Annotated in this window: 11 protein-coding genes; 4 read left to right on the top strand and 7 right to left on the bottom strand. The window is 44.9% G+C overall.

Translation table 11 applies throughout. The annotated features are described in order from the left end of the window. Positions 1-7: 7 nt before the first annotated feature. The 4 genes from gspF to gspC are packed head-to-tail and all read right to left on the bottom strand — an operon-like array spanning position 8 to position 5,742. Positions 8-1,231: a type II secretion system inner membrane protein GspF gene (gene gspF / locus KP803_RS08505; RefSeq protein WP_248008399.1), complete on the bottom strand. Its 1,224-nt coding sequence runs from the start codon at positions 1,229-1,231 to the stop codon at positions 8-10. Beyond that, positions 1,231-2,724: a type II secretion system ATPase GspE gene (gene gspE, locus KP803_RS08510; protein ID WP_248008400.1), complete on the bottom strand. Its 1,494-nt coding sequence runs from the start codon at positions 2,722-2,724 to the stop codon at positions 1,231-1,233. The genes gspF and gspE overlap by 1 nt, the downstream gene beginning before the upstream one ends. Next, positions 2,724-4,772, bottom strand: a complete 2,049-nt coding sequence (gene gspD, locus KP803_RS08515; RefSeq protein ID WP_248008401.1) for a type II secretion system secretin GspD — start codon at positions 4,770-4,772, stop codon at positions 2,724-2,726. The genes gspE and gspD overlap by 1 nt, the downstream gene beginning before the upstream one ends. A gap of 37 nt (positions 4,773-4,809) precedes the next feature. Next, positions 4,810-5,742 carry a type II secretion system protein GspC gene (gene gspC, locus KP803_RS08520; protein ID WP_427916932.1) on the bottom strand — a complete coding sequence of 311 codons (933 nt, stop codon included), beginning with the start codon at positions 5,740-5,742 and terminating at the stop codon, positions 4,810-4,812. 264 nt (positions 5,743-6,006) lie between these two features. Between gspC and hslR the strand changes: the two genes are divergently transcribed. From hslR to KP803_RS08540, 4 genes are all read left to right on the top strand, one after another. Then, positions 6,007-6,393, top strand: coding sequence for a ribosome-associated heat shock protein Hsp15 (gene hslR / locus KP803_RS08525; protein ID WP_248008402.1), 387 nt, complete (start codon positions 6,007-6,009; stop codon positions 6,391-6,393). Between the two features lie 15 nt (positions 6,394-6,408). Continuing rightward, positions 6,409-7,284, top strand: a complete 876-nt coding sequence (hslO, locus tag KP803_RS08530) for an Hsp33 family molecular chaperone HslO (protein WP_248008403.1) — start codon at positions 6,409-6,411, stop codon at positions 7,282-7,284. 375 nt (positions 7,285-7,659) lie between these two features. Next, complete coding sequence (gene pckA, locus KP803_RS08535) at positions 7,660-9,288, top strand: phosphoenolpyruvate carboxykinase (ATP) (protein ID WP_248008404.1); 1,629 nt, start codon at positions 7,660-7,662, stop codon at positions 9,286-9,288. A gap of 151 nt (positions 9,289-9,439) precedes the next feature. Further along, positions 9,440-11,377: an AsmA family protein gene (locus KP803_RS08540; RefSeq protein ID WP_248008405.1), complete on the top strand. Its 1,938-nt coding sequence runs from the start codon at positions 9,440-9,442 to the stop codon at positions 11,375-11,377. Positions 11,378-11,399: 22 nt separating this feature from the next. On the opposite strand, the gene KP803_RS08545 is transcribed toward KP803_RS08540, so the two are convergent. From KP803_RS08545 to KP803_RS08555, 3 genes are all read right to left on the bottom strand, one after another. Further along, on the bottom strand, positions 11,400-12,317 hold the full coding sequence (locus KP803_RS08545) for a bifunctional GNAT family N-acetyltransferase/hotdog fold thioesterase (RefSeq protein WP_248008406.1): 918 nt from the start codon (positions 12,315-12,317) through the stop codon (positions 11,400-11,402). A gap of 221 nt (positions 12,318-12,538) precedes the next feature. Next, positions 12,539-12,973 carry a D-aminoacyl-tRNA deacylase gene (gene dtd, locus KP803_RS08550; protein WP_248008407.1) on the bottom strand — a complete coding sequence of 145 codons (435 nt, stop codon included), beginning with the start codon at positions 12,971-12,973 and terminating at the stop codon, positions 12,539-12,541. Next, positions 12,927-13,817 (bottom strand): virulence factor BrkB family protein, encoded by an 891-nt coding sequence (locus KP803_RS08555; RefSeq protein ID WP_248008466.1) that lies wholly within the window; start codon positions 13,815-13,817, stop codon positions 12,927-12,929. The genes dtd and KP803_RS08555 overlap by 47 nt, the downstream gene beginning before the upstream one ends. Positions 13,818-13,925: the final 108 nt, after the last annotated feature.

Consider the following 13,925-nt stretch of genomic DNA (forward strand, 5'->3'; position numbering starts at 1 on the left):
TGCAGTCTTATCGACTCATCAAATTATTCATTTCTAAAATAGGCATTAAAGTCGCCATAACGATAAACAGTACCATACCAGCCATTAAGGCAATCAGCATCGGCGTAAAGATACCCAAAGCAATGTTTACTGTTGATTCAAACTGGTTATCTTGGTTATCTGCCGCTCGCGTTAACATATTTTCAAGCTGACCACTTTGTTCGCCACTGGCGATCATGTGCAGCATCATCGGTGGGAATAGTTTGGTTTGATCCAAGGCTTTTCTCAGGCTAGCGCCCTCTCTGACATTATCCGTCGCCATCAACACTTGCTGCTTAATGTATTGATTAGACATCACGTCCACAGCCACTTTCATCCCTTCTAAAATAGGGATCGCACTGGAAGTACAAATCGATAATGTTCGAGCAAAACGCGCTGTATTCAATCCTTTTATGATTTTTCCAACCAAGGGAACTGACAGCATGGTTTTATCCCAACGCAATCGAATATCAGGCTTGGTGAGCAACCACTTGATAAAAGTAATCACTAAAACCGTGGCAACAAGCAACGCGACGCCCCACTGCTGCACAAAGTCACTGGCTGCCAATAAGATTTGAGTGGATTGAGGTAAGTCCTGCGCCATCTGCACAAATTGATCGATAATTTTAGGTACCACAGCAGCTAATAAGAACGCTACGATACTGATGGCAAACACCACCAACACGATTGGGTAAATCATCGCTTGAAGCAGTTTCGAACGCATTTTTTCACGATTTTCGGCGTAATCCGCCAAACGCTCTAGTACCGCATCCAAATGTCCGGACTTTTCACCTGCAGACACCATAGAACGGAACAAGTCGTCAAACACATGCGAATAGTCCGTTAAACTGTCAGCGAGGGTATAACCTTCGGTTACTTTAGCGCGAATGGCAGCCAACATAGTGCGAATTCTTGGCTTTTCTGACTGCTCCGACACCGCTTTCAGACACTCTTCGAGTGGCATTCCCGATTGAACTAAGGTTGATAGCTGGCGTGTAATCAAAGCCAAATCTGGCGTGCTCAAGCCACGCTTAAAGCTCAAGCCACCTTGAGAAGAATGCGCGTTACTTTTGGCTCGAGTTTCTGTCACCTCAATAGGAATAAGACCTTGCTCTTTTAGGCGAGAACGAACCTGACGAGCGTTATCGCCATCGATAACCCCTTTCTTCTGCCGCCCTTTGGCATTTAACGCTTTATACTCAAATGCCGCCATTAGGTCTCCTTAGTGACGCGCATAACTTCTTCAATTGAGGTCACCCCTAAACGAACTTTGGATAAACCATCGCTTCGAATACTCGGCGTTTGCTGACGAACCGCTTTTTCAATCGCCTGCTCACCTGCCTCACTGTGAATGAGCGCCTGAACATCCTCATCAACCAATATCAACTCATGAATACCTGTTCGACCACGGTAACCTTTGTTATTACACGCTTCACAGCCAGTCGCTCGATGTAAAGTAAGCGCTTCATCTTCTGCTAGACCAAACATTGCTTTTTGCTCAGGAAGGGCTGGATATGGCTGCTTGCAGTCACTACACAGAGTTCGCACTAATCGCTGAGCGAGTACGCCAAGCAATGACGATGAGATAAGAAATGGCTCAATGCCCATATCACGCAATCGCGTTATGGCGCCAACGGCAGTGTTGGTGTGCAGTGTCGACATCACCAAGTGACCCGTTAATGACGCTTGAACGCCAATTTGTGCGGTTTCTAAATCACGAATTTCACCAACCATTACCACATCAGGATCCTGACGCAGTATGGCTCTTAAACCACGAGCGAAGGTCATATCAACTTTCGGGTTAACCTGTGTTTGACCAATGCCATCAATATCAAATTCAATCGGATCTTCAACGGTTAAGATGTTTCTTTCATTACTGTTAAGCTCTTGCAAGCCCGCATATAAGGTCGTCGATTTACCTGAACCTGTTGGTCCAGTCACTAAAATAATGCCATGCGGACGTGCAATTAACTTGCTGAAACTTTCATGGATAGACTTTGTCATACCCAGGCTATGTAGGTCGAGGCGCGTCGCGTTTTTATCCAATAGACGCATGACCACTCGCTCACCATGTGAAGAAGGCATGGTTGAGACACGCACATCGACCGCTCGGCCACCAATACGCAGTGAAATACGGCCATCTTGGGGTACCCGCTTTTCAGCAATATCGAGTTTCGCCATAACTTTCACACGAGAGACAAGCAATGGTGCCAGTTTACGGCTCGGTGCAAGTACGTCACGTAAAACACCATCAACACGGAAACGAATAGAGAGTGATTTTTCAAAGGTCTCGATATGAATATCTGACGCGCCTTCTTTGATCGCTTCACCCAGCATCGCATTGATTAACTTGATGATAGGGGCGTCATCTTCAGCCTCAAGTAGATCTTCATCGTGTGGCAGCTCTTCAGCGAGCGAGAAGAAGTCATCGTTATCTGCACCAATATCTTCCATCAGCTGACGCGCTTCAGAAGAGTCTCGCTGATACACTTCGGTGAGCTTTTTATCAAACTCTTCAACGCTTTGCTCGATTGGCGTAAAGGTCACTTTCGCAACGCGTTTTACTTCAACCAGTGCTTCTATCGATAAAGGTGCAACATAAAAGAGCGTGCAACCTTGATCACTGCGCTCAAGTACAAGCTTAAAGCGATTAGCAAAGCTAAAGGGTAAGCGTGTTAGAACGCCACTATCTAGCAGCTCGCTCATTACTCGTCACCCATTTGATCAAGGAAGGCTTGAATCTCTGCAGGGTGGCGAATGTCTTGTCCAAAAGCGGGCAGTACCGGAATATTATTATCACCCATCAACTTAAGGCCTTGATCGGCTTTAAACAGCTGCTCAGCACGAATGAAGTTATATTTACGCTGCGTAATGCCGTCTGCGGTCATGCCATCACGAATAATGGTTGGTTTGATAAACACCATTAGGTTCTTTTTCTCTACCTGAGTGCTGGTCGATTTGAAAAGGTGTCCTAGGAATGGAATATCACCCAGCAGTGGCACTTTTGATTCACTCTCAAGCGCTCGCTCGTCAATCAAACCACCTAGGACAATCATCTGTCCATCTTCAACCATTACAGAAGTATTTAGCTGACGCTTAGCAAAACGTACATCAACCGCACCTTGCGCGCCTAAGACGTTTGAAACTTCTTGCTCGATATCCAGTTGGACTGAGTTACCTTCGTTAATCTGTGGTACGACTTTAAGTTTGATACCGACTTCTTTTCGGTCAACGGTTTGGAATGGGTTTTCGTTATTTGAACCTGACGTAGAACCCGTAATAACCGGTACTTCTTCACCAACAATAAAAGACGCTTCGCCATTATCCATCACAGTGATACTAGGAGAAGAAAGGATATTTGAGTTGGAGTCGGTTGAGACGGCACTGATTAACGCTGTCCAATCACCCATGGCAATGCTGACCGCAGCCCCGTTCACGCCAGATAAAGCAGCGGCTAATGTCGAGTAATCCCCTTCTTCGGTGGTTTCACGAGATTCCCATTTATTATCGCTTGAGTTCCAATAGCTTTCCGTTTTAGTCGTGTCTTTAGCTTCTTCTAAGCCAATCATCACGTTACCAATCGACGCTCCCGTGTTGCCGTATTGAACCACAGCACCCGTTTCCAAGTTACCCCATTGAACGCCAAGGTTGATGCCATCACCTTCCGACATTTCAACAATTAGCGCTTCAATCAAAACTTGTGCACGGCGGATATCAAGCTGGGCCACCACATCTTGGATGGCATTCATGATATCTGGCGGCGCGGTAACCACTAACGCATTAGTACCTGTATGCGCCGCAATCACCACTTCACTTCGGTTACTATTGGTATTCGCGCCACCACCTGACCGAGCCGCTTGCTTTTCAGCTTGTAAGTTATCTGACACGCCCTTTAGTACATCAACCAAATCATCCGCTTTCGCATACTTAAGGTAGATAACTTGGTTATTACCCTTTGACGCCATCTCAATATCAAGCTGAGTAATCAATCTTTTTAGTCTTGCTCGTACCTTAGGATCGCCAGAGATTAGGATAGAGTTGGTGCGATCATCAGCAACCAGCTTAGGTTGAAGAAATGCAGGGGTATTCTTGGCATCGGTAGTTTTATTAAGCGCATCAACAATGCGAACCATCTCCGCTGCAGAAGCGTTATTAAGCTCAATCACCTCAATTTCTTTATCACCCGCTTGGTCAACACGTTTGATGATTTCCGCTAAACGGTTCACGACCGCCGCACGGCCAGTAATGAGAATAATATTGGCAGGGTCATAATGAACCACGTTACCTGCACCTGCATTATCATTCAGCTGGCGCAGTAGTGGTGATAGCTCTCTCACCGAGACGTTTCTTACAGCAACCACTCGAGTGATGACGCTGTCCCCTTTAGCGCTGTCATCACTGACAACTGGAATGGCTGAGGTTTTGGCATCTTTCGATTTCACGACCTTCAATACGCCGTTATCCATCTCAATCACAGCAAAGCCATAGACTTCAAGGACATTAAGGAAGAAGCTGTAATATTGCTCTGTCGTCAGCATGTCGTAACTGCGCACATCCACTTTGCCACGTACGGATGGGTCGACAATGATGGTTTTTTCAAGATTACGCCCAACAATATTGATGAACTCTTGAATATCCGTCCCCTTGAAGCTGGCACTAAAATCATTGGCAACAGCCACAGGTGGTGCCAGTAAGTTGCCTACTAATAAGCTTCCTGCCAATAGACAAGCACTTTTGTTAAACCAATGCTTCACGTTTTACTCCTCATACCGATGCTTCATTGCACCCGCATTAAAATTCAATATTGATATCATGATTCTGACCATCTCTCTCAACCGTTAGATTTAACTCACTTAAATCAGAGATAGTTTTAAAAATTTTGCTCATTGAGGCCGGATCAGTGAGATCATGACCATTTAACTGTGTCGCAATATCACCACTTTCTAAACCCACTGAGCGAAACAGCTCCGGCTCTTGGCCTGGTGTCACTCGATAGCCCATCACCTGACCATCACGTTTTACTTGAGACATACGAACGTACTGGAATATTTTCTGTGGATCTTGTGAGATTTCGGCCCGAATGGTGTCTAGCTTGGCATCGCCATTAGAAGAGGCGTTTGCAGCGTTGTTACCATGGCGATTTTGAGCGGGCTTTGTCGCAGGCGTATTGGCTGACAATTTGCTGTAATCAATCCCCGCGAGCATAAGTGTTTCATCTCGACCCGAGTTATCAATAATAACGCGATCACTGAACACCGCTTTAAGCTGAGCACGCGTGCCTTCAATCTGCTCATTAATGCCATAAGTCGACTGACTGCCTCGATTCGCGATAACCGCTAAGCTCTTATTGTCATCACTACTCGCCACCACACCAACCAGTGTTAAATTTAAACGCGTTTTAGGCGCATCTTGCACTACTGGTTTCTCGACCACTTTGGCTTCTTGCTGATAAACACCAAAGAGGTGACTATTTTTTAAAGAAGAGGTATCCAAACTCGATTGTGTTTGGCTTTGTGCTGATACAGGTTTTGCATTCCAAGGGGAGACAGAGTCCTCTGGACTTTGAAGTAACCAGAACATCTTTCCTAATACCCACGCAGCAGACATCAAAAGTAGCAAGCAGCAAGCAAGGCTCAGGCGCTGCTGAATCACAACAGATTGCCCTGATAATTTCTGTAGCCAAACGTTTGAAGCGACGATGTGAGAAAGTGAGTTCTGCTTCACTCAACGATATCCTTATAAATACAAATCCAAGATCACGATCTACTGGCGTGATAAATATTACTGATCATACAGTTATGACCTTTCAATATAACATAGCGTTGTTAAGCTACCGTGAAATCATACGAATATTTACGCTTTACCTTGAAAAATTGGAACCTCAACACCATTGTTTACCCACATTTGATGACTATTTCTTCTTCGTCAGTGATCACAGTCTGTCTGCGTGAAACCATGCGTGATAAAAATTAGAGGTAATTTTTTACTATGAGTGCCAACTCTACAGCAATAAGACTCGATAAATGGATTTGGGCGGCCCGTTTTTATAAAACTCGCTCCATCGCTCGTAATATGATCGATGGCGGTAAAGTTCATTACAACGGTCAACGTAGTAAACCGAGTAAACTTGTAGAACTCGGCGCGCTTATTACACTAAGACAAGGGCACGAAGAGAAAACGGTTGTCATTGAAAAACTCTCAGATCAAAGACGGGGAGCACCAGAAGCTCAAACGCTCTATAGTGAGACCCCTGAAAGTATCGAAAAGCGACAGGCCAATGCAGAGCAGCGCAAACTACACGCGCACAGCCCTGCCCCTGAACGTCGACCTGATAAAAAACAGCGTCGAAACATTATTAAATTTAAACATCAATAAGCTGGAGCTCCCTAGATGGCAAGCAATGTATTAAACCGCTACCTTTTTGAAGATCTTTCTGTACGCGGTGAGTTGGTACAAGTGGATGAAGCCTACCAACAAATTATTTCTAGCAAGGAATACCCACTGGCCGTACAAAAGCTACTGGGTGAGCTACTGGTATCAACGACTCTTCTAACGGCAACCCTTAAATTTGAAGGCTCAATCACAATGCAGCTTCAAGGTGATGGGCCTGTTTCTTTGGTGGTTATCAATGGTGACAATGAACAAAGGATTCGTGGTGTTGCTCGTCATAAAGGTGAGATTGACGATAACGCGTCTCTACATGACCTGATTGGTAAAGGTCACCTAGTGATTACTATCGAGCCGAAAAAAGGTGAACGATACCAAGGGGTAGTTGGGCTTGAAGGCGATAATCTCGCTGAGGTTTTAGAAAGCTATTTTGAGCGTTCAGAACAACTCAAAACTCGCCTATGGATTCGCACTGGCGAATTTGAAGGTAAGCCTCATGCTGCAGGTATGTTACTGCAGGTAATGCCTGATGGAACAGGCTCTGCTGACGATTTTGAGCATTTAGAACAACTCACCGACACGGTGAAAAATGAAGAGCTCTTCTCACTAGAAGCGAATGAGTTACTTTATCGCCTCTATAACCAAGAGAAAGTACAGATTTTCACTCCACAACCGGTTGTTTTCCACTGTGGTTGTTCACGTGAGCGAAGTGGGGCTGCAATCATTACCGTTAGCCAAGAAGAGCTGGCCGATATTATTGCCACGGAAGGCGCGGTGTCTCTACATTGTGACTACTGTGGTACCAACTATTCCTTTAATGAAGAGCAAGTCAAAGAACTGTTTGTTGAAGCGAATTCAGGCAATAGCACTCTGCACTAGACTCTGTACGTGTAAGTCCTTGTAATTCAATACGCATTAATTCGCATAAAATAACAAGCACGTAAATCCCACCAATAAGCCAGCATCACGCTGGCTTTTTTTGTGATCAAACCCATGTGATATCAGGGTTTTCGTCATGAAATAATCCACTTAATTTCTTAGTATTAATAATTCTTTTGATCTAGCGCAAAGGTTTGCTTACAGGATAAAATAGCTGTAGCCAATATGTGATGGAACACATAACCCTTACCGGAATTGTGGGTATTTTTTGAACTACATCCCTTTTTTCCGACTACCCCATTGGTAGTATATTGAGCAGATAAAAAAATAATAAATTACAAATCCCTACATTATCTATCCCTACAAGGAGCACCTATGACCGTTATGGAACATACAAAGGCTGCACAACTCGATCTAACCAAGCACGGAATTACTGGCGCAACTGAGATTCTTCGCAATCCTAGTTACGAACAATTATTCGAAGAGGAAACCCGTTCAAGTTTAGAAGGCTACGAAAAAGGCGTAGTGACTGAACTTGGTGCTGTTGCTGTTGATACTGGGATCTTTACTGGCCGCTCGCCAAAAGATAAGTACATTGTTAAAGATGCAACAACAGAAGAGCACATGTGGTGGACCTCTGACGCGGTTAAAAATGATAACAAAGCAATCGACCAGGCGGTTTGGAATGACCTAAAAGCGCTTGTAACGAATGAGTTATCAGGTAAACGCTTGTTTGTGATAGACGGTTACTGTGGTGCTAACCCAGATACTCGTTTAAGTATTCGCATTATTACTGAGGTTGCATGGCAAGCTCACTTCGTGAAAAACATGTTCATTCGTCCAACCGAAGAAGAGCTTGCAACCTTTGAGCCAGATTTCGTTGTAATGAACGGCGCGAAATGTACGAACCAAAAGTGGGAAGAGCATGGTCTGAACTCTGAAAACTTCACGGTCTTTAACTTAACTGAGCGCATGCAGCTGATCGGCGGCACTTGGTATGGCGGCGAGATGAAAAAAGGCATGTTCGCCATGATGAACTACTTCTTGCCACTGAAAGACATCGCATCGATGCACTGTAGTGCCAACATGGGTGAAGAAGGCGATGTAGCCGTATTCTTCGGGCTATCAGGTACAGGTAAAACAACACTCTCTACTGACCCTAAACGCGCACTGATCGGTGACGATGAGCACGGTTGGGATGATGACGGCGTATTTAACTTCGAAGGCGGCTGTTACGCGAAAACCATCAAGTTATCGAAAGAAGCCGAGCCTGACATCTACAATGCAATCCGTCGTGATGCGCTGCTAGAAAACGTCACGGTTCGCAACGATGGTTCTATTGATTTTGATGACAACTCAAAAACAGAGAACACTCGTGTTTCTTACCCAATCCACCATATCGATAACATCGTTAAACCGGTATCGAAAGGCGGTCACGCTAATAAAGTGATCTTCTTATCTGCCGATGCATTTGGCGTTCTTCCTCCAGTATCGAAACTGACACCTGAGCAAACGAAGTACCACTTCCTATCAGGCTTCACTGCGAAACTTGCAGGTACTGAGCGTGGTATTACAGAGCCAACACCAACCTTCTCAGCTTGTTTCGGTGCCGCGTTCCTAACGCTTCACCCAACTAAGTATGCAGAAGTACTGGTTAAGCGTATGGAAGCGGCAGGTGCAGAAGCTTACCTTGTAAACACAGGTTGGAACGGCAGTGGCAAGCGTATCTCAATTCAAGATACGCGTGGCATCATCGATGCAATCCTTGATGGTTCAATTGAGAAAGCAGAAACAACCTCAATTCCAGTATTCAACCTAGAAGTGCCTACATCGCTACCAGGTGTTGACCCTGCAATTTTGGACCCACGTGATACCTACGTTGATCCACTGCAATGGGAAAGCAAAGCCAATGACCTCGCTCAGCGCTTTATCAATAACTTTGATAAGTACACTGACAACGCTGATGGTCAATCACTGGTTGCCGCAGGTCCTCAACTCGACTAATCGCTCTCTTTAAGCGTTAAAGTTCAGTTGTAAAGCTCAAACTTAGTACAAGCCCCTAACTTTAGGGGCTTTTCTATTGAAGCAGCCCTTGTTTTAGACCAATCTATAAACTCACATTCTATTTACTCACTCAGATTGGATTTCGCCTTAAATGAAGAAGCTGCTGACTATTTTGCTGATCCTCTTGCTGATTACTATTGCGCTCATCACTTCTGTTTATGCATTATCACAAACACGCTATGCCGCGCCAGCGAGCAATCAACTACTGAGTTATTGGCTAGGTGATAAGGTTCAATTTGAAAAAGTCACCTACAACGCACCGTTTCATCTTTCTTTGCAAGGGGTGAGCTACAACGCGGAATCACAACAGTCTGACCAAACAACCTATATTCCTCAAGTAGATATTTGGCTAAATAAACAGCCCTATCAACAAGGAAAATGGGTATTAGATAGCATACTTATCGATGGTTTGAGCCTGCAACAGCTCGACTCTTACTTTCATTGGCAAGAATCGGTGACACTCCACCAGCTTGCGCTCAATAACCTTGACCTCTCAGTCGATGATGTGATCGCACGTGGTGTCAATGTTCAGGTAAAGGAACCAGTTTGGCTAGGCGACAATCAGATCATTCCGTTTGGTGAAATTCAGCTCAGTGCCGAACAGCTCTATTACCACGGTGAAGCGTTCAATCAGCTACTCATCAATAGCGATTACAAAGCCAAAGACAGCACTGTCTATGGCGCGTCGTTTGAGTGGCGAGGTGCTGATATCTCAGGGCAAGCTGAACAGTATGATCACGGTTGGTCACTGATTAACGTGACGCTCAATAAGCTCAACCTTTCTCACTTAGAGAAATTCAGCGAATTCTCTGCCAAGCTATTGCCGATCGTGAAGAACATTTCACACATTAATAGTCTAGATATCCTGAATAGCCACTTTTCATCATCAACCATTCAAGCGACTAATTTAGATGCATCAGTTGAAAATCTGTCACTGTTCCCTACCTCTGAGGAATCCGTTTCACAATGGTTATGGCAGCAAGACAACGCCTCAATTTCATTTAACGCAGAAAGTGTCGCCTACCTAGAGCAACTTTTTGTCTCTCCGATGGCCAAGCTTCGTTTGGAAAGTAATAAGTGGGTCATTTCTGAGTTCGACAGCGACTTCCACCAAGGGCGAATTCAGCTTTCGGGTGAATTATCCCCTACCACCACCAAACTTGATTGGCTAAGAGCTACGGGCTTAAAGCTGACTGAAGCACCTCAGCAGACCTTAGATCTGTTATGGGCATACCTAGAACAGCAAGAAGTTATCAACATTGGGCAGCTCGATATTCTACGAAGCCAAATCATTCAGATTGAACAAGCTCCCTTCTGGCAAATGTCTGGATTAAACATGACAGGCAGTAACCTTGAACTAAAACGCAATCACACCCTGGGTTTGTGGAATGGGCAAGTAGAGTTATCCGCCAATAGCTTAAGCTACGATGACTTAATTGGCACTCAAGCCGTCCTTAATAGTAATGCGAGTGATGGCGCATGGGAATTAGAACGCCTGTTCATCCCATTGGAAAGTGGATACGTTGATGCATCCGGTTTTTGGGAAATCGGGAAACTAAGCCAACCATGGCAGTTAGTTGCGCATGGGGATGGATTGCCTCTTAATCTCATCCATCAGACCGCCAGTTTGCCAATTGAGTTAGATGGCACACTTGAGTTTGATATGAATGCGCATGGGCTGTTAGGCAGCAAAGAGATGCTTGAGCACTCACTGACTGGCTCACTTAATGCCAGCATTCGAGACGCTGACTTCACTTATAAGAAAGCCAACGGCTATGGCAGTGCGCAGCTGCAAACCATCGTCCAACCATTTTCAATCAGTGAGTTAGGTGTTCAGTCAGACCGAGGACGAGTGACCATTGCTGAGACCAAAGTGAATGGTACGGATATGTCTGGCGAAGTTCAGGGGTTTATTGACTTGGTGATGCCCAAGCAAGGCAACATTAAGCTGTCGATTGAGCAAGAGTGTCAGCAGCTTAACTTCGACTTACTCAAAGGGACAACAACATCACATCATCGATGTCCCTAATACCGAGTCAGTCATATTATCTCTATTTTGATAATGACGATTCATAGTTCGGCAACAGCATGTAGGTTCCGATAAACTCGACCGCCGGCTTATCACCACTATAAATGGTAACGTTAATTGCAATCCTTGCCTTACGACCCGATGCTAGTCTATCCAAATCACCACTAATACCATCTAATGAGGTACTGGCAACGGGGTTGTGCTCAACAGGGTGTCGATAACGAATTCGACTGTCGGCTAACACAATGTCTCCTTCTAGACCTCGCTCTTTTAGCAGTAACCAAGTCATCCCCCACCCCGTTAAGGTTGCAAGCGTAAACGCCGACCCTGCAAACATCGTGTTATGAGGATTCAAATTTGGGTTTAACTGCGCGCTACACTCGAACTGATAACCCGTATATTGGTTAATCTTGATACCCATCTTGTCGCTAATTGGGATCTGGTTCTCCCAGCGCTCTTGAAGCTCGGTACACCATTCAGGCTTTCTTAGCACATTTGCCATTGGGTCTAAGGTTTTCACCATCTGCTGATGACGCATAGGCCCACGCTGATCAGTTAACTCCCCACGACGCTCAAAATGGTTTTTTTCATAGAATGAGATGGCGTCTTCACGCGCATTACAGACCAGTCGCTTTACCCCCTCTTGGCGAGCTAACGACTCTAGTGCCACCAACAGCAACGAACCCATACCTTTATCACGACGATTGCTTTTCACCGCCATATAGCGAACTTGGCCTTCATCATCCGGGGTAATATACAAACGCCCAATCGCCATAGGTCGCCCACGACCATCGACAATCATGCGGTGATGGCTCGTTGAATCAAATTCATCGCGCTCTGAACCAAGCGGCATTTGCCATGGCTCACGTAACATCTGCCAGCGGAAGTGATAATACTTATTCAGCTGGTTATCTGTTTTAGGGGTAATTAGTTTGAACATTGAGCTCTTCCTAGCATGTAGACGCTTGTCTATTGAATGGTTCTGCGGTCGTTATTATTTTTATGGATCCGCTGAGTTTATCTCTTCTTTCTCTGTTCGTAGGTTTTTCTATCTCTATCAATTAGTGGCTTGCTCTGTGTATCCCATACATTGCGATGCTATCGCGAGATTCTAATAACATAACACGCGGTTTAAAGTTAACCGCTTCTTCACATCTCAAATTAGACCTGCAACCAGAATGTCACAGGGCCATCGTTGACCAAAGACACTTTCATATCCGCAGCAAATCGGCCTCGTTCTGTGGGTAATACCGCTTCACATTGATCAGAAAAGTAATCGTACAAACGCTCAGCATCAGCAGGATGTGCCCCACGAGAAAAGCCCGCTCTCGTGCCTTTTTTCGTATCAGCAGGCAACGTAAATTGAGAAACAACCAACACCTTACCGTCAATTTGTTTCACATTAAGGTTCATTTTCCCTTCGTCGTCACTAAAGACACGATAGGTAGTAACACGTTCCATTAAGCGCTTTGCTTTCGCTTCATCATCGTCCTTTTCGACACCAAGCAATACTAATAAGCCTTGGTCGATTTCCCCGACAACTTCACCATCAACCTTTACTGCGGCTTCGCTTACTCTCTGAATCAGCGCAATCACACTCTTTTCCTTTCTCTTGTTCAATACTTTGAACGTTATCAACATCAATAGCGCCTGATTGTAGCATCTCTGAATCTTGTGACCACTGGCTCTCTTCCCCTAGTGCTGCAGTCACTTCTGCACCGACTAAAACGATCAACCAGCATAAGTAGACCCAGACAAATAAAATGGGAATTGCCGCAAGTGCACCGTAGATCAGTTGATAAGAAGGGAAATGGGTAATGTAGGCCGCAAATCCTTTCTTACTCAATTCAAACAAGATGGCAGCGACAATCGCACCTACTACGGCGTGTTTAAACAACACTTTTTTATTTGGAACGAGGAGATACAAAACGATAAAGGCAAAAAATGACAACAAGAATGGCAGCCAACGTAACAGTAAATTATAAACCCCAGTAATCGCTTCGCTGTCGATAATTTTCAAAGAGGTAATGTACGAAGTTGCGGCAATACTGGCCCCGACTAAGATAGGGCCAAGTGTTAATACCATCCAGTACATTGAAAAAGAGAAAACGGGGCGGCGCTTCTCAGTCACACGCCAGATAAAATTTAGATTCTTATCGATATTAGAGATCAGCATCAATGCCGCAACAAACAGAAACAGACCACCCACTGCGGTCATTTTCCCTGTATTGGCAATAAACTCAGCCAACGCCCCTTTTACGGCATCGCCAGCTGCAGGTACAAAGTGCGTAATAACAAAGTCTTGAATGACGTCACCAGCGGAAGCAAACAGTGCGAACGAAGAGAGCACCGATAACAATACAGTAAGCATAGGAACGATAGAGAGTAAGGTAATATAAGTTAAATACCCCGCATTCACATTAACGCGATCGTGCTGCATTCTAGTTAACAAGTATCGAAAAAAGTGAAGCGCTTTATGCGCGATTACGTTCAATTCCACTACAACTATCCCTAGTACTTTTAATCCATGTCACTTACAACAAAGAAA

The sequence above is a fragment of the Vibrio amylolyticus genome (genome assembly GCF_023145695.1).
Classification (GTDB): Bacteria; Pseudomonadota; Gammaproteobacteria; order Enterobacterales; family Vibrionaceae; genus Vibrio; species Vibrio amylolyticus.

Coding starts and splice junctions, on each gene's coding strand:
- gspF (WP_248008399.1), bottom strand. CDS start 1,231: ATGGCGGCATTTGAGTATAAAGCGTTAAATGCCAAAGGGCGGCAGAAG.
- gspE (WP_248008400.1), bottom strand. CDS start 2,724: ATGAGCGAGCTGCTAGATAGTGGCGTTCTAACACGCTTACCCTTTAGC.
- hslR (WP_248008402.1), top strand. CDS start 6,007: ATGAGTGCCAACTCTACAGCAATAAGACTCGATAAATGGATTTGGGCG.
- hslO (WP_248008403.1), top strand. CDS start 6,409: ATGGCAAGCAATGTATTAAACCGCTACCTTTTTGAAGATCTTTCTGTA.
- pckA (WP_248008404.1), top strand. CDS start 7,660: ATGACCGTTATGGAACATACAAAGGCTGCACAACTCGATCTAACCAAG.
- KP803_RS08540 (WP_248008405.1), top strand. CDS start 9,440: ATGAAGAAGCTGCTGACTATTTTGCTGATCCTCTTGCTGATTACTATT.
- KP803_RS08545 (WP_248008406.1), bottom strand. CDS start 12,317: ATGTTCAAACTAATTACCCCTAAAACAGATAACCAGCTGAATAAGTAT.
- KP803_RS08555 (WP_248008466.1), bottom strand. CDS start 13,817: ATGCAGCACGATCGCGTTAATGTGAATGCGGGGTATTTAACTTATATT.